The 17043-nt window shown below is 30.6% G+C and carries 19 protein-coding genes; all 19 read left to right on the top strand.

The features are described from left to right. Nucleotides 1-10: 10 nt before the first annotated feature. The 19 genes from OIO11_RS09720 (at nucleotide 11) to OIO11_RS09630 (ending at nucleotide 16967) form a co-directional block, all read left to right on the top strand. On the top strand, nucleotides 11-1039 hold the full coding sequence (locus OIO11_RS09720; protein WP_268071254.1) for an MraY family glycosyltransferase: 1029 nt from the start codon (nucleotides 11-13) through the stop codon (nucleotides 1037-1039). Between the two features lie 20 nt (nucleotides 1040-1059). After that, nucleotides 1060-2175, top strand: coding sequence for a non-hydrolyzing UDP-N-acetylglucosamine 2-epimerase (wecB, locus tag OIO11_RS09715; protein ID WP_268071253.1), 1116 nt, complete (start codon nucleotides 1060-1062; stop codon nucleotides 2173-2175). 141 nt (nucleotides 2176-2316) lie between these two features. Then, a complete protein-coding gene (locus tag OIO11_RS09710; protein WP_268071252.1) occupies nucleotides 2317-3492 on the top strand; it encodes an acetyl-CoA C-acetyltransferase in 1176 nt (391 codons plus the stop codon). A gap of 425 nt (nucleotides 3493-3917) precedes the next feature. Beyond that, nucleotides 3918-4052, top strand: coding sequence for a hypothetical protein (locus OIO11_RS09705; RefSeq protein WP_268071251.1), 135 nt, complete (start codon nucleotides 3918-3920; stop codon nucleotides 4050-4052). 62 nt (nucleotides 4053-4114) lie between these two features. Continuing rightward, nucleotides 4115-4543 (top strand): ATP synthase subunit I, encoded by a 429-nt coding sequence (locus tag OIO11_RS09700; protein WP_268071250.1) that lies wholly within the window; start codon nucleotides 4115-4117, stop codon nucleotides 4541-4543. Nucleotides 4544-4547: 4 nt separating this feature from the next. Continuing rightward, nucleotides 4548-5228 (top strand): F0F1 ATP synthase subunit A, encoded by a 681-nt coding sequence (locus OIO11_RS09695; protein WP_268071249.1) that lies wholly within the window; start codon nucleotides 4548-4550, stop codon nucleotides 5226-5228. An 86-nt stretch (nucleotides 5229-5314) separates the two neighbouring features. Next, the gene (atpE, locus tag OIO11_RS09690; protein WP_268071248.1) at nucleotides 5315-5563 is read left to right on the top strand and encodes an ATP synthase F0 subunit C; all 249 of its coding nucleotides are present in this window, start codon (nucleotides 5315-5317) and stop codon (nucleotides 5561-5563) included. Between the two features lie 46 nt (nucleotides 5564-5609). Next, nucleotides 5610-6089: a F0F1 ATP synthase subunit B gene (locus OIO11_RS09685; protein ID WP_268071247.1), complete on the top strand. Its 480-nt coding sequence runs from the start codon at nucleotides 5610-5612 to the stop codon at nucleotides 6087-6089. 2 nt (nucleotides 6090-6091) lie between these two features. Further along, a complete protein-coding gene (locus tag OIO11_RS09680; RefSeq protein WP_268071246.1) occupies nucleotides 6092-6628 on the top strand; it encodes a F0F1 ATP synthase subunit delta in 537 nt (178 codons plus the stop codon). Nucleotides 6629-6652: 24 nt separating this feature from the next. Next, a complete protein-coding gene (gene atpA, locus OIO11_RS09675; protein ID WP_268071245.1) occupies nucleotides 6653-8161 on the top strand; it encodes a F0F1 ATP synthase subunit alpha in 1509 nt (502 codons plus the stop codon). 28 nt (nucleotides 8162-8189) lie between these two features. Then, entirely contained in the window at nucleotides 8190-9050 is an 861-nt protein-coding gene (gene atpG / locus OIO11_RS09670; protein ID WP_268071244.1) for an ATP synthase F1 subunit gamma, read from the top strand. Between the two features lie 71 nt (nucleotides 9051-9121). Further along, entirely contained in the window at nucleotides 9122-10519 is a 1398-nt protein-coding gene (gene atpD / locus OIO11_RS09665; protein ID WP_268071243.1) for a F0F1 ATP synthase subunit beta, read from the top strand. 12 nt (nucleotides 10520-10531) lie between these two features. Then, the gene (locus OIO11_RS09660; RefSeq protein WP_268071242.1) at nucleotides 10532-10936 is read left to right on the top strand and encodes a F0F1 ATP synthase subunit epsilon; all 405 of its coding nucleotides are present in this window, start codon (nucleotides 10532-10534) and stop codon (nucleotides 10934-10936) included. Nucleotides 10937-11087: 151 nt separating this feature from the next. Next, nucleotides 11088-11786 (top strand): YwmB family TATA-box binding protein, encoded by a 699-nt coding sequence (locus OIO11_RS09655; RefSeq protein WP_268071241.1) that lies wholly within the window; start codon nucleotides 11088-11090, stop codon nucleotides 11784-11786. 30 nt (nucleotides 11787-11816) lie between these two features. Further along, the gene (gene murA / locus OIO11_RS09650; protein WP_268071240.1) at nucleotides 11817-13076 is read left to right on the top strand and encodes a UDP-N-acetylglucosamine 1-carboxyvinyltransferase; all 1260 of its coding nucleotides are present in this window, start codon (nucleotides 11817-11819) and stop codon (nucleotides 13074-13076) included. Between the two features lie 331 nt (nucleotides 13077-13407). After that, nucleotides 13408-14451 (top strand): stage II sporulation protein D, encoded by a 1044-nt coding sequence (gene spoIID, locus OIO11_RS09645; RefSeq protein ID WP_268071238.1) that lies wholly within the window; start codon nucleotides 13408-13410, stop codon nucleotides 14449-14451. Nucleotides 14452-14649: 198 nt separating this feature from the next. Continuing rightward, nucleotides 14650-15429 carry a M23 family metallopeptidase gene (locus OIO11_RS09640; protein WP_268071237.1) on the top strand — a complete coding sequence of 260 codons (780 nt, stop codon included), beginning with the start codon at nucleotides 14650-14652 and terminating at the stop codon, nucleotides 15427-15429. A gap of 117 nt (nucleotides 15430-15546) precedes the next feature. After that, the gene (gene spoIIID, locus OIO11_RS09635; RefSeq protein ID WP_268071235.1) at nucleotides 15547-15801 is read left to right on the top strand and encodes a sporulation transcriptional regulator SpoIIID; all 255 of its coding nucleotides are present in this window, start codon (nucleotides 15547-15549) and stop codon (nucleotides 15799-15801) included. 134 nt (nucleotides 15802-15935) lie between these two features. Beyond that, nucleotides 15936-16967: a rod shape-determining protein gene (locus OIO11_RS09630; protein ID WP_268071308.1), complete on the top strand. Its 1032-nt coding sequence runs from the start codon at nucleotides 15936-15938 to the stop codon at nucleotides 16965-16967. Nucleotides 16968-17043: the final 76 nt, after the last annotated feature.

Here is a 17043-nt window from a genome sequence, read left to right as displayed (position 1 = left end):
GAATTTAATTATGGATAGTATAAAGATTTTGACGATAATTTCCACGGTAATATCATTTATATTAACGCCTTTTATTAAGAATTTTGCAATTCGCATTAATGCTGTTGATATACCGAAAGATAAAAGAAAAATACATAAAAAACCTATTCCTCTTCTTGGAGGTATGGCAATATATATTTCTTTTGTAATCACAATGCTTTTGAAGGAAGGAAGTTTGGCTAAATCTGAAATAGGAATACTGATAGGTGCTACAATTATTGTGATTGGTGGATTGATTGATGATTTAAAAGATATTAGGCCATGGCAAAAACTTTTATTTCAGGTACTTGCTGCTGTAGTTCTTATTTTATTTGGAGTTGAGATAGCAGTTGTTACAAATCCCTTCCCATCAAATAGCTTATTTTTAAAATTAGGTTGGTTATCTATACCAATAACGATATTTTGGGTTGTGGGTATAACAAATGCTATTAATTTAATAGATGGAGTAGATGGACTTGCAGCAGGAGTGGCATTTATTTGTTCGGCCACAATTTTTATTATAGCTGTATTAAATGGTAGAAGAGAAGCAGCTTTGTTAACAGCTATAGTAAGTGGAGCTATTTTTGGATTTCTTCCATATAATTTTAATCCAGCTTCTATTTTTATGGGAGATACGGGAGCGCAGTTATTAGGCTTTTTACTTTCTGCTATATCTTTAAAAGGTACAATAAAGTCAGCAACAGCTTTTGCAATAGCTGTTCCTATTTTGGCTTTTGGACTTCCTATATATGATACACTTTTTGCTATGATAAGAAGAAAAATTAATGGCAAACCTATTATGCAGGCGGATAGGGGGCATTTACATCATAGATTGTTGGATATGGGATTAAGTCAAAAGCAAGTAGTTATAATTATGTATCTTACTAGTGCTGTTTTGGGTGGAATTTCAATAATAGCTATGCAGATGAGCACAACAAGGTCATATTTTTTATTGACTATTGTTATATTAATAATAGTTTTTACGGCATGGAAATGTGGCTTTTTTAAACATAGAGAATAGAAAGGGTATGAGTTGAAATTATGAATAAGATAAAGGTTATGAGCATTTTTGGAACTAGACCTGAAGCCATTAAGATGGCTCCGCTTGTTAATGAATTGAAAAATGCAGAAGGAATAGAATCTAAAGTTTGTGTTACTGCACAACACAGAGAAATGCTTGATCAGGTTTTAGAACTTTTTCACATTGTACCTGATTATGATTTGGATATTATGAAAGAAAAACAGAGTTTAAATGGAATTACTACAAGAGTTCTTAATAGATTGGAAGAAGTTTTTGAAAAGGAAAATCCAGATATGGTTTTAGTGCATGGAGATACTACAACTACTTTTGCAGCAGCTCTTGCGGCCTTTTATAAAAAGATTAAAATAGGTCATGTTGAAGCAGGTTTGAGAACCAATAACAAATATTTTCCTTATCCAGAAGAAATGAACAGAAAACTTACGGGGGTTTTAACGGATTTTCATTTTGCACCAACTGATAAAGCAAAGAAGAATTTATTAAAAGAGGGAGTAAATGAAAAAAGTATATTTGTTACAGGAAACACTGTAATAGATGCCATGAAATATACAGTAGAAGAAGATTATGTATTTGAAAATAAAGAATTGAATAAAATTGATTATAATAAACAAGTTATAATGGTTACTGCACACAGAAGGGAAAATTGGGGAGAAGGTATCGAAAATATATGTAAATCATTGGTGGAAATTGTAAACGAAAATAAAAATGTGGAAATCGTATACTTAGTTCATCCTAATCCTATTGTTAAAAAAACTACATATGAATATCTTCAAGGAATGGAAAGAGTTCATTTGTTATCTCCTCTAGATACTAAAGAAACTCATAATCTTATGAAAAAGTGTTTTATGGTAATGACTGATTCAGGTGGGATACAAGAGGAAGCACCACACCTTGGCAAACCTGTTTTAGTATTAAGAGATGTAACAGAAAGAATAGAGGCTAAAGAGGCAGGTACAGTAAAAGTTGTAGGGTTTAAAAAAGATAATATAGTGAAAGAAGCGAATATTTTATTAAATAATCAAAAGGAATATTATAAAATGAGTAAGGCGATAAATCCTTATGGGGATGGAAACGCATCAAGTAGAATAGTTAAAATTATATTAGAAAATTTGTGTTAGTGAAATATAAAAGTATAAATCTCCTGAAAATTGATAAAATTTAAACAAACATTTATTGAAAAAATGGTAAAAAAAGCGTATAATGTAAATAAAGGTGCAAATAGTCTAATTAAATGTTATTAAATTCAGGAGGGGATTATTATGAAAAATGTAATTATTGCAAGTGCTGTAAGAACACCTATAGGTAAATATGGTGGAGCTTTGAAAGATGTTCCAGCAACTGAATTAGGAGCTATAGTTATAAAAGAAGCTTTAAACAGAGCTGGAGTTAAGGGAGATCAAGTTGATGAGGTTATAATGGGACATGTTCTACAAGCAGCACAAGGACAAAACCCAGCTAGACAAGCTATGGTAAAAGCAGGACTTCCAGTAGAAGTACCAGCATTTACTTTAAATAAGGTATGTGGATCAGGATTGAGAGCGGTATCTCTTGCAGCTCAAATGATAAAAGCTGGAGATGCTGACATACTAGTTGTTGGTGGAATGGAAAATATGTCTGCAACTCCTTATACAATGAATGGTGCTAGATGGGGACAAAGAATGGGAGACGCAAAAATAACTGATACAATGATTAAAGATGGTTTATGGGATGCATTTAACAACTATCATATGGGGATAACAGCAGAAAATATAGCAGAACAATGGAATATAAGTAGAGAAGAACAAGATGCTTTTTCATTAAGATCACAAAATTTAGCTGAAAAAGCAATAAAAGAAGGCAAGTTTAAGGAAGAAATAGTTCCTGTTGTTATAAAAACTAGAAAGGGAGAAGTGGTATTTGATACTGATGAATTCCCTAAATTTGGAACAACTTCAGAAAGTTTAGCAAAATTAAGACCAGCCTTTAAGAAGGATGGAACAGTTACTGCAGGAAATGCTTCTGGTATAAATGATGGAGCGGCTGCATTAGTTATTATGAGTGAGGAAAAAGCTCAAGAACTAGGTATTAAACCTATGGCAAAAATTCTTTCTTATGGTTCAAAAGGTGTAGACCCTTCTATAATGGGATATGGACCAGTAGGAGCTACAAGAGTTGCTCTTGAAAAATCAGGATTAAATATAGAAGATATAGATTTGATAGAAGCTAATGAAGCCTTTGCAGCTCAAAGTTTAGCGGTAGGAAAAGACTTGAATTTTGATATGGACAAAGTAAATGTAAATGGTGGAGCTATAGCGCTTGGACACCCAATAGGATGTTCTGGAGCTAGAATCCTTATAACTTTATTATATGAAATGCAAAAGAGAGATGCTAAAAAAGGTTTAGCAACACTTTGTATAGGCGGCGGAATGGGAACAAGCCTTATAATTGAAAGATAATACTATAATAACATAGATAAAAATAAATCAGACTATCAATAATATATTTATTGATAGTCTGATTTATTTTTTGGAATACTATTTATGTATGTAAATTATCAGTGGTTTAACTTTTGAATTATAACTATATATATGTTGAAATTATTAATATAACTAATGTTATTTGGTGGGAATTGTATAGATAAAATTTTCAATTAAAAAGTTCTATAATAATAACAGTAATAAGGTTTTGAATAAAGTTATAAGAGAATATTATCTTTCTTTTATGTGATAATTTATATTATATCCCTTGAAAAATAAGCTCTAAGACTATAAATGTTTAAAAATAAATAATAAGAAAAAATGAATAATTGGAAAGAGGCTTGTTCAAATCTTATACAGATGGTTAAAAAATACAATATAATAATATTTATATAATCGTTATTGTGTTTGAATTTAAAGATTTACATAATAATGATTTAAAACAATTTAAAATTATGAAAAAAGAAAGTAGTGGGTTTAAAGAAATTCATATGAAAAAAAGAGTGGTAAATAGTCAAAAAATGGAGAAGGATGATTAAAATGGTAATATTTAAAGATATATGAAGAAAAATGAAGATATATGAGGTTTGAATATAAAAACATGAGTAATATAATAAGATGTATTACATCAGGAATTGGAGGAAAAATGAAAAAAGATGATGAACTTTACAGCATGCTGAGGAAAATTAGCAGTATAGATTATATAATAGGAATATTGCTTATTTTTACCGTATTTCAAATATATAGGAAATATTTAATGGCTTTGGTATTGGGATTTATACTAGCTATTATTAACTTTCATATAAATGGTTATGCAGTAAATTATGCATTTTCTAAAAAGAAGTTAAATAGTAATACTGTTATAATTTTAAGCTATTATTTAAGGGTTGCTGTAGCAGGAATAATAGGAGTGATGTTATTTACATATAATAAGTTTAATGTACTAGCATATATTTTGGGATATAATATGCATTTTATTTCATTAACAATATATGGGGTGTATTTGAAAATATCAGATAAAAGGATGTGATTAGATGGAGCATCAGGTTAATCAATTGAATAACTTCTTAGGAAGGTATGCTGGGGTTACTGTGGAAATTATTATTCAATGGGTAATAATTTTAATCATTGCTGCAGTTGCCATAGTGTTAACTAAAAATTTAAAGAAAATACCTGATAAGAAACAGAGTGCAGTTGAAATATTTGTTGATGCCATAGACAATCTTGTTATTAGTAATATGGGAGAAAAGAGCAAAGGCTTTGTACCTTATATAGGAACCTTGATTTTGTTTTTATTATTTATGAATTTGATAGGACTAATTGGTATTGAGCCACCCACTAAAGACTTTAATATTGTATTAGGAATTGCATTAATAACGTTTTTGGTTATACAAGTATATGCAATTAAAAAACAAGGCATTAAAGGATATTTTATTGGTTATGCTAAGCCTATAATACCATTGTTACCTATAAATGTATTGGAGAGAATTATGCTGCCTATATCATTAAGTCTGAGATTGTTTGGGAATATAACTGCTGCTGTTGTTATTATGGATCTCATTTATAATGCATTAGGAAAAACACCATTGGGAATTGCTCAGTTAGGAATTCCTATACCATTTCATTTTTATTTTGATGTGTTTGATGGTTCTATTCAAATGATAATCTTTGTTATGCTAACCATGATAAATATTAAGGTAACAGCAGAACATTAAAAATAGAAATCCAAGATGAAAATAATTACTATACTATTGTGATTATTATATATAACATTAATAAATATGTTTAGGAGGAAGAGGATATGATTAGTTCAGAAGCATTTGTTGCTGGAATGTCAGCAATTGGAGCAGGATTAGCTGCCATAGCATGTATAGGAGGAGGAATAGGAACAGGAAATGCTACATCTAAAGCTGTTGAAGCTATTTCAAGACAGCCAGAAGCCAGTGGAAAAATTATGAGTACATTAGTAGTTGGGGGAGCATTATCTGAAGCAACTGCTATTTATGGATTCCTTATAGGATTATTGTTAGTATTTAAAGTAACATTGTAAAAATAAATAACTAATAAATAAGCCTGAAGGGAGGCTTGACGGAAATATGGAATTTTATTGGCCTAAGGTAATATACACTATAATAAATTTCGTGATTTTGTATGTTATTTTAAAGCATTTTTTATTTAAACCAGTAAATGAACTTATAGATTCTAGAAGGAATGAAATAGCAACTACTATTAATAAAACAGAAGAAGATAGAAAACAAGCTGAACTTTTAAGAATAGAAAATGAAAACATAATAAAAGAAGCAAAAAAACAAGGAAAGAACTTAGTTGAAGATTACAAGAAAAAAGCAGAAAAAGTTTCAATAGATATAATTGCTGAAGCTCGCAAAGAATCAGACGAAATTATGCAAAGAACTGAAAAGGAAATTCAAAGGCAAAGAGAAAAGGTAGAAGATGAGATTAGAAGTAATACAATAGATTTAGCGATACGACTATCTTCAAAGGTTTTAGAGGAAGCGGTAGATGAGAAAAAACACAGACAACTTATAGAGGATTTTATTGCTAAGGTGGGTAATTAGCTATGTATGAATATTTAGATAAGAGATATGCCCTTGCTCTTTATGAAATTGCTGAGAAAAAAGGAAAAGTTGAGGAATATTTACAAGAGGGAAGAGAAATTATTGAATTAATAAAGAATAATGAAGATATTAGTAAAATTCTAAAGCATCCTCAAATAAGCACTTCAAAGAAAAAGAAAGTATTTACAGAAATATTTAAAGGAAAAATTAATGATGATTTATTAGGTTTTATTCTTTTATTGATAGAAAAAGATAGAATTCTATATATGGAAGAAAAATTTAAAGAGATGGAGAAAATCCATTTAGAAAAGCAAAATATACTTATTGCCAATGTTAAAACTGTAATTCCACTAAATGAGGATCAAAGAAAAAAAATAATTGATAATCTAGAAAAAAAATACAATAAAACAATAATATTGAAAGAAAAAACAGATAAAGCTTTAATTGGCGGTGTTTATGTCAGGGTTGGTGATGATGTAATAGATGGAAGTATAAGATCAAAGTTTCATGAGATCAAGAAGGCAGTACTAAATAAATAGAGATATAAGAAAAGAGGTGAGTCTATGAACATAAAACCTGAAGAAATTACTTCAATAATCAGAAAAGAAATAGAGAAATATGAGAAGAAAATTGAAACAGTAGATTCAGGTACAATAGTTCAAATCGGCGATGGTGTAGCTAGAGTTTACGGATTGGACGATTGTATGGAGGGAGAACTATTAGAATTCCCTAATAATGTGTATGGTATGTCTCTTAATCTTGAACAAGATAATGTAGGATGTGTTTTATTGGGACCTGAAGAGGGCATAAAAGAAGGCGATGTTGTAAAAAGTACTGGTAAAGTAGTTGAGGTTCCTGTTGGAGAGGCTTTAGTTGGAAGGGTTGTGAATGCACTAGGTCAGCCACTTGATGATAAGGGACCTATAAGAGCAGCAGGAACTAGACCAATTGAGGTTGAAGCACCTGGAGTTATAGAAAGACAATCAGTAAAAGAGCCTCTTCAAACAGGGATTAAAGCGATAGACTCTATGATACCAATTGGAAAAGGTCAAAGAGAGCTTATAATTGGAGATAGACAGATAGGTAAAACTGCTATTCTGATAGATACTATATTAAATCAAAAAGGAAAAAATGTTAAGTGTGTGTATGTTGCTATTGGTCAAAAGCAATCTACAGTAGCTCATATTGTAAATATTTTAACTGAAATGGGAGCTATGGATTATACAATAGTAGTATCTTCTACTGCTTCAGATTCAGCACCATTACAATTTTTAGCACCATATGCAGGATGTAGTATGGGAGAATATTTTATGCATAAAGGTGAAGATGTTCTTATAGTATATGATGACTTATCAAAACATGCTGTAGCGTATAGAACAATGTCATTGTTATTAAGACGCCCACCTGGAAGGGAAGCATATCCTGGAGATGTGTTCTATATTCATTCAAGATTACTTGAAAGAGCAGCCAGACTTTCGGATGAATTGGGAGGCGGTTCTTTAACAGCATTACCTGTAATAGAGACACTTGCAGGAGATGTTACGGCATATATACCAACAAATGTAATCTCTATAACGGATGGGCAAATATTTCTGGAAACAGAATTGTTTTATTCAGGACAAAAACCAGCTGTAAATGCTGGTATATCAGTTTCACGTGTTGGTGGTAATGCACAAATAAAAGCTATGAAGCAAGTTTCAGGAACTTTAAGATTAGAACTTGCACAATATAGAGAGCTTGCTGCTTTTGCTCAATTTGGTTCAGACCTTGATAAGGAAGCGAAAGCTAGACTTGAAAAGGGTAAGCGCTTAGTAGAAATATTAAATCAAAATCAATATAATCCTATGCCGGTAGAAAAACAGATAATGATTTTATATGCTGCTGTTAATAATTATCTGGCTGATATTAAAGTATCAGAAGTTAAAAAGTTTGAAAAAGAATTTTTAGAGTATATGGATATTCATAATAAAAAGCTAGGAAATAGAATAGTAGAAGAAAAAGAATTAACAGATTTAATTAAAGATGAGCTTAATAAGGCTATAGAAGAATTTAAGAAAATCTTTTTAGCTTAAATTTTGTCTTTTATCTAGGAGGTGAAGTATGGCGGGAGCAGGATTAGTTGCTATAAAACGTAGAATTAAGTCAATCAATAATACTAAAAAGATAACAAAAGCTGTAGGACTTGTTGCCACCTCTAAACTTAGAAAAGCTAGACAAAGCTTAGAAACAAATAATATGTATTATAATTACCTTGAAGATATTATGAATGATATAGTGAGAAATTCAGAGTTTCAAGACAATATATATATAAAGGGAAATGACAGTAAAAAGAATATATTTATTGCACTTATGTCTGACACTGGACTATGTGGTGGGTTTAATGGAAATGTAGTTGTAAAAACAGTGCAGAATATCTCTGGTGACAAAGAAAACTCACTTCTAGTTGTTGTAGGACAAAAAGGAAGAACATATTTCAAAAAAATGGGATATGAGTCTATAGCAGAATATGTTGAAATTCCAGATATACCTACTACCAAAGAAGCAAAAACTATTGTTGATAAGGCTTTTAGATTGTATGAAGAAGGTCAGGTAGGAGAAGTAAAGGTTGTATACACTAAGTTTGTTTCGTCTGTAAAACAAGAAGTAAAGATTAAAAGGTTGCTGCCTATTGAGTATAAACAAATAAATATAAATAAGTCTAATACTTATATAGAATATGAGCCTAAAGGGAAAAAGATTTTAGAAAATATTTTAAATGTGTATTTAAAACAGACTTTATTAAACCTTATGTTAAACTCTAAAGCTAGTGAACAAGGGTCGAGAATGGCGGCTATGGATGGGGCTACAAGAAATGCTAATGATTTACTAGATAAACTTAATTTGAAATACAATCGAATAAGACAAAGTATGATAACACAAGAAATATCCGAAATAGTTGGAGGCGCAGAAGCACAAAAATAGTTTGTTGTTTATAGTTTACAATAGAGTTTTAAAATTTTATAACTGTAAACTGATTAAAAGGGAGGTGTATTATGCTACAAAATATTGGTAAAGTAGTACAGGTTATAGGGCCTGTTGTAGATATAAGATTCGATTCGGATTCTCTTCCTAATATATATAATTCTATAGAAATAAAAATGGATGATAGAATACTTGTAACAGAAGTTGAACAACATGTAGGAGATGATATAGTAAGAACTATAGCAATGGAATCTACGGAAGCTTTAAAAAGAGGAATGGATGCTGTAGATACTGGCAAGCCAATCTCAGTACCAGTTGGTAAGACAATCCTTGGAAGATTATTTAATGTACTTGGAAAAACAATTGACAATGAAGAAGGATTTAAGGCTGAGCAATATTATCCAATACATAGAACAGCTCCGAGTTTTGCTGAGCAATCTGTTGAGCCAGAAATGTTTGAAACAGGTATTAAAGTAATAGATTTAATTGCACCATATCAAAAAGGTGGAAAAATAGGATTGTTTGGTGGTGCAGGTGTTGGTAAAACAGTTCTTATTCAAGAACTTATTAACAATATTGCTAAAGAACACGGTGGTTTATCTGTTTTTACAGGAGTAGGAGAAAGAACTAGAGAAGGAAATGACCTTTATTATGAGATGAAGGAATCAGGAGTAATTAATAAGACTGCTCTAGTATTTGGACAAATGAATGAGCCGCCAGGAGCTAGAATGAGAGTAGCACTTACAGGACTTACAATGGCAGAATATTTTAGAGACCAAGGGCAGGACGTGCTTTTATTTATAGATAACATATTCAGATTTACACAAGCTGGATCAGAAGTATCTGCTTTACTTGGAAGAATACCAAGTGCAGTTGGTTATCAGCCAACTCTTGCAACTGAAATGGGGGCTCTGCAGGAAAGGATAACTTCCACAAAGCATGGTTCAATAACATCAGTTCAAGCTGTATATGTTCCAGCTGATGATTTAACTGACCCTGCTCCTGCTACAACCTTTTCACATCTTGATGCCACAACAGTTCTTTCAAGAAGTATTGCTGAACTTGGAATTTATCCTGCCGTAGATCCCCTAGAATCAACTTCTAGAATACTTGATGCAAGAGTAATAGGGGAAGAACACTACGAAACCGCTATGAAAGTAAAACATATACTTGAAAGATATAAAGAACTTCAAGATATAATTGCTATTCTTGGAATAGATGAACTTTCAGAAGAAGATAAAGTTGTTGTGTCAAGGGCTAGGAAGGTTCAAAAATTCTTATCGCAGCCATTTACTGTAGCTGAGCAATTTACAGGTATGCAAGGAAAATTTGTACCAGTGAAAGAAACTGTAAGAGGATTTAAAGAAATCATCGAAGGTAAATATGATGATATACCGGAATTTGCTTTCTTATTTGTTGGAACTATAGAAGAAGCAATAGAGAAAGCTAAGGATATGTCAAAAAATTAGGAGACAGATTAAATGACAGAGTTTGTTAATTTAAGAATAATTACTCCAGATAAGGAATTTTATAATGAGCAAATAGTTAAGCTTAATACAGAAAGTGTAGAAGGTAAAATTGGTATTTTGCCTAATCATATACCTTTAATAGCTGTATTGAAACCTACTATTTCTGAGATTGTTACTGTAAAAGGAGAAAAAAAGACATTTTTTTCTTCAACAGGAGTCTTAAAGGTTACTAAAAAAGAGGTTATAATGCTTTGTGATGCATGTGAATGGCCAGAAAACATTGAGGTTGAAAGAGCTAAAAAATCTAAAGAAAGAGCGGAAAAAAGATTAAAACAAAAAAAAGATATAGATAGCATAGATGTAGACAGGGCTAAGTTGTCGATTTTAAGAGCCTTAATGAGAATAAAAATAAAATAAATATAAAAAATGACGTGAATAATAAATTTGTTATTCACGTCATTTTTATTTTAGCACACTTTAATAGAGAACTTTATATATTAATACTATATTAAGTATAATTTGTAGGGTTATTGTCTATAATCAAAAGAGAAAGGCGGCTTGGTTAATTATGGAAAAGAATAGAAAGGTGATTATTTTAGTTTTTATTATGTTTGCTATGTTGTTAAATTACAAGATATCTTATGCATATAAAGGAATTGATTTATTCACATCCATATTAAATGAAACCAAAGGAGAAGTTGTAGAATATGGTTTAAAAACCCGTTTTAAAACTTATAAAAATGGACAAGAATCTTACAACTACTTTTTAAATATAATAAATTCTAAAAAACTGAATTACAGAGTTAAAGTTTCAAAAGATAAAGATAATTACTGCATAGAATTTGAGGATAAAAGCAGCAAAGGTTATATGGAGTTTTTTACTAGTGAAGAAGGAAACGTGATATCAATAGAAATAATAAAAAAGGATAGTGAAAATAATCTGTTAAAATTAAAAGATGATATTAAAGGCATAACTAGTTTTTGGTCGGATAATGAAGTAAGTTACTTCCAATATTTAAAAGCTAAGTTACCTAATGACGCTTTGGATGATATAAACAAAAAAATAAATTTTTTATTAAAAAGCGAAGGAGCTTCAAATCTTCATTCAATAAAAATTAATAATGGGTTTAGTACTTCAGCATATACCTATAGATATAAGGCAATAAAGAGTAATGGTAAATTAATAGATTTTAATTTTGCATTATGTAAGTATAAATCTGGAAAATATGTTATTATAGGGACTCCAGAAATAGTTGTGTCATACTAGCCAAGGAATAGAAGAATGGAGAGGATATCAATGAAAAATATATTGGTTAAGGGTGGTAAAAAATTATATGGGGAAGTGGATATAAGTTCGGCTAAGAATGCGGTACTTCCAATTATTGCTGCTAGTATATTATGTAGAGAAATGTGTGTAATAAACAAAGCACCTATGCTGGAAGATGTTTTTGTTATATGTGATGTTTTAAGGTCTATTAGTTCAAATATTATAGAAAAAAAAGATAAGATTATAATTGATAATTCAAATTTAATAAATAACGATCCAGATAGTGAATTAGTTAGAAGAATGAGAGCTTCCTTTTTAATCATGGGACCTATGATTTCTAGATTTGGAAAATTTAAAATATCTCTACCAGGTGGTTGTAACATAGGCACTAGACCTATTGATTTGCATTTAAAGGGGTTTAGCGCATTGGGAGCAGAAGTGAATTTAGGACATGGATATGTAGAGGCACATACTAAGAAATTAGTAGGAAATAAAATATATTTAGATTTTCCTTCAGTAGGGGCTACTGAAAATATAATGATGGCTGCTGTATTAGCAGAGGGAGAAACTATTTTAGAAAATGCTGCTGGTGAACCTGAGGTTGAGGATTTAGCTAATTTTTTAAATAGTATGGGGGCTAGAATAAGTGGTGCAGGAACAGATACTATTAAAATAATTGGTGTAAAAGAGTTAAAAGGAGTTAAGTATACACCTATACCAGATAGAATTGAAGCTGGTACTTTTATGGTAGCGGCTGCCATAACAAGAGGAAAAATAAAAATAAATAGAGTAGAAGAAGAACATTTGAAGCCTATTATTGCTAAAATGAGAGAAATAGGAATTTGTATGGAAAAAATAGGTGACAGTATAATAGTTGATGGTAATAATAAGCTTAAGCCTATAGATATTAAGACCATGCCTTATCCTGGTTTTCCGACGGATATGCAAGCTCAAATGATGAGTTTATTATGTACAATTAAAGGAACTAGTATAATTACAGAAACAATTTTTGAGAATAGATTTATGCATACGGGAGAACTTAAAAGGATGGGGGCAAATATAAAATTAGATGGGAGAAGTGCAGTAATTGAAGGGGTTGATTCACTTACTGGTTGTGATGTAAAGGCAACAGATTTAAGAGCTGGTGCTGCTCTAATAATTGCGGGACTTGTAGCTGATGGGTGTACTAAGATTGGAGATATATATCATATAGATAGAGGGTATGTTAATATTGAAGATAAATTTAAAAAATTAGGAGCAGATATTGAAAGAGATGATATTGATTTATAATGACATATCATATTTCAGCTAGCTGAATTTTATAAAAAATCATGTAGGATTACAAACTAATTCTACATGATTTTTGTTATATGGATGGAGTGAAAACTCAATCTGAATTAAGTTTTGTTTAATTTAAAGGTAAAGTAGTTATATTTTTAGTGGTCTAGTAATAGAAATATAATGTAATCATAGGTATGAAATTTAAAACTAAGTATTTTATATAATCTACAATCCCTAACAGTTATTTCGGGGAAGAATGTACTTAATTGATTATTGATTGTAAGGTAGTGAAATATGAATTAAGAATAATTTAAAAGTTTAAAAGGTTGGGAGATACTATATGAAAAAAATTGTTTTAGGCATACTTATATTTATATCTTTTACTCTTATTCTTTCAATGCTGATTGTTGGTATTGATAACAAAAATTATATAATGAAGAAAATGGACAAAAATAAAGAAAAATATTTCAAACAAAAAGGTGAAAATATAATATTAGATACCTATAATATTAAAGATTTTGATATACAAGTATATATTACAAAAGATAAAAAAATACATACAATGAATATTGAAGAATATGTTAAGGGAGTGATTGCTGGCGAGATGCCAGTTAATTTTGATATAGAAGCACTAAAAGCACAAGCAGTAGCAGCTAGAACTTATGGACTTGCACATTTGCAGAAATTTGGAGCAGGCAGGAGTACAAAGGCTAATGGTGCAGATGTAAATGATACTATTCAATTTCAAGTATATATGAATAAAGATGAGAGAATCAAACTATGGCCTAAAAAATATGCTGAGGAATATTGGGAAAAATTAAGTAAGGCAGTAGAAGATACTAAAGGAGAAGTTTTGGTTTATGAGAATAGTCTTGTTATGGAACCTTATTATTTTTCTACAAGCGGTGGAAAGACTGAAGATGCTGTAGATGTATTTAGTAAGGAGATTCCTTATTTGAAAAGTGTAGAAAGTCCTGGGGAAAACAGAGCACCTAAATATAAAACTCAATTTGAATATACTTATAATGAATTTACTAATATTTTAAATGCAGCATTTTCAAAGGCTAATTTGAATTGTAAAAAATTAAAAGAACAAATAAAAATTTTGGAAAAAAGCAGTGCAGGGAGTGTTAAGAAAATGCGAGCAGGATATGCAGATTTAACTGGCTCACAGTTTAGAAGTTTATTTAATTTAAGTTCTTCTAATTTTACTATAGATTTTAATTCAAAGAATATTTCTATAAATTGTAGTGGATATGGACACGGAGTAGGTATGAGTCAATGGGGAGCAGATGCCATGGCTAAGGAAGGAAATGATTATAAACAAATATTAAAACATTATTATCAAGGAGTTGATGTAGTTAAGCTTAATGTAAAAGAGTAGTAAAATAAAGGCAAAGTAAAGAAAAAAGAATAAGAAGAGAGAAGATTAAAGAAGAAAGAAAAAATACCGTGAAGACGGTTTTTTTCTTTTTTTTGTGTAAAATTTGTCAAAAATTAATGAAAAAAAAGGAAAAGTTTTTTCAATAATTATGTATTCTTTATAGCACAAAGGACAAACTACAGAACAGGAGGTGTTTTTATGGAAAACAAAGACAAAAATAAAAAAGCATCATTTTTTGAAAGGGAAGGTTTTTATGTAGTTCTGTTTGTGTTTTTATGCATAGTAGCTGTAGTTACTGCTGTAACAACTAGAAACAACAAGAAGGTTGTTACTAAACCGCAAACATCACAAATTCAAAAATCTGATGTGCAACAAGAAAATGATATTGCAAAAGCTTTAAAAGAAGAGAATCAAAAAGAAATTTACAACAATGCCATGGAGGTAAAAAAAGAACCTCAAAGCAAAACATTATCGAAGAAGGCAGAAATAGAACCTGTAACAACTGGAAGTAAAGGGGTAGCTGTTTCTAAATCTAAATCTCCCAATTTTATAAAACCTGTAGAGGGAGAAGTAGTTAAGAAGTACTCAGTAACACCTGTACATTGGGATACTTCAGAAACAGATAGACCACATTTTGGTATAAATGTAAAAGCTAAAACTGGAACTACAGTAAAAGCTGTAGCCGATGGAGAAGTTAAATCTATAGATATAGAAAATCAAGCATTTGGAGTAACTGTTGTTATATATCATCCGGAGTATGGTGTGAGAACTGTTTATTCTAATTTAGACAAAGTAGTAAAAGTTAAAAAAGGTGACAAGATTAAACAAGGACAAGAAATAGGAAAAATAGGTGCAACAGCTATTAGAGGTTCTAGTGAAAAATATGGAAAAGAGTTCTTGCATTTTGAAGTACTTAAGGGTTCAAAGGGAGATGCTCAATCTACAAGTGAAAATCCTGAAAAGTATATTAAATATTAAGTTTTAATTATTTAGCCATTTTTGGAATAATATCTGAAAATGGCTAAATAATAGAATAGTAATTTAAAAGTATATAATCGCATATTTATAAATATATAAGGTTAAGGAGGTAGCACTTTGAAAGATTACATTGAGGAAAGGGTTATTGAAGTTGCAAGGTACATTATTGAATCCAAAGCTACTATAAGAAAAACAGCCAAGGTTTTTGGAGTAAGCAAAAGCACAATACACAAAGATATGACAGAAAGGTTACCTAAAATAAATCCTCAAGTAGCAAAGGAAGCAAAAGATGTATTAGATTTAAATAAATCAGAAAGACATATTAGAGGTGGAAAAGCTACAAAGATGAAATATAAAACTTTAGAAGGTTAAAAACATTCCTATATCATAAAAAAAAGGGGCTTTTGTGTAATACTATATAGAATAAAATAACATAAACGTTTATAATAAGGATTAGGTAAATATATGAAGATATAATATACAGAAGAGCAGGAGTGAAAATGGGAATGTTTTTTAAAATAAGTACAGATATGGGAATAGATTTAGGGACAGCTACAGTGTTGGTTTATATGAAAGGAAAAGGAATTGTTTTAAAAGAGCCTTCGGTTGTTGCCATAGATAAAAACTCCAATAAAGTTTTAGCAGTAGGTGAAGAAGCTAGACAGATGATTGGAAGAACCCCAGGAAATATAGTGGCAATTCGTCCGTTAAGGGATGGGGTAATATCTGATTATGATATTACGGAAAAAATGTTAAAACATTTTATAAGAAAAGCTTGTGGTAAAAAAAGAGTAGGAGCACCAAGAGTGGTTGTTTGTGTTCCGTGTGAAGCCACAGAAGTTGAAAAAAGAGCTGTTAAAGATGCTGCAGTTAATGCAGGAGCAAAAAAAGTATTTTTAATAGAAGAACCACTAGCTGCTGCTATTGGTTCAGGATTAGATATAACAAAAGCAAGTGGTAATATGGTCATTGATATTGGCGGTGGAACTACAGATATTGCAGTTATCTCTTTAGGAGGGATGGTTGTTAGAAATTCGATTAAAGTTGCAGGAGATAGTTTTGATGAAGCTATAATAAAATATATAAGAAAAAAGCATAAGCTGATGATTGGGGAAAGAACTGCTGAACAATTAAAAATAAATATAGGTTCAGCATATAAGAGAGAAGAAAATATCAATATGGAAATAAGAGGACGAGATTTGATTACTGGTCTTCCTAAGAATATAAGTGTTTCCTCAGAAGAAATGAGAGAAGCTTTAAGTGAGGCTGTAAATGCTATTGCAGAATGTACTCACTCAGTATTAGAAAAGACTCCACCAGAGCTTGCAGCAGACATAGCTGATAAAGGAATAATTATGACTGGTGGTGGATCATTATTAAATGGATTGGATGAACTTATAGAAGAAGTTACAAAGGTGCCAGTTTATGTTGCAGAAGATTCTATTTCGTCTGTTGCACTTGGAACTGGAGACGTTCTGAATTTCTTAGACAAGATAGATGCATCTTATAAGGGACAAGATATTAATTTAGTGGAATAAATTAATTATGATATTTGCATTGGTTAGCTCTATAATTATTAAATTATAGAGCTTTTGCTGTATGAGGATATATGTT

The sequence above is a fragment of the Clostridium sp. ZS2-4 genome (genome assembly GCF_026719745.1).
Classification (GTDB): Bacteria; Bacillota; Clostridia; order Clostridiales; family Clostridiaceae; genus Clostridium_H.
The sequence above is the reverse complement of the archived record's forward strand: the minus strand, read 5'-3'. Positions and strand labels throughout refer to the sequence as shown.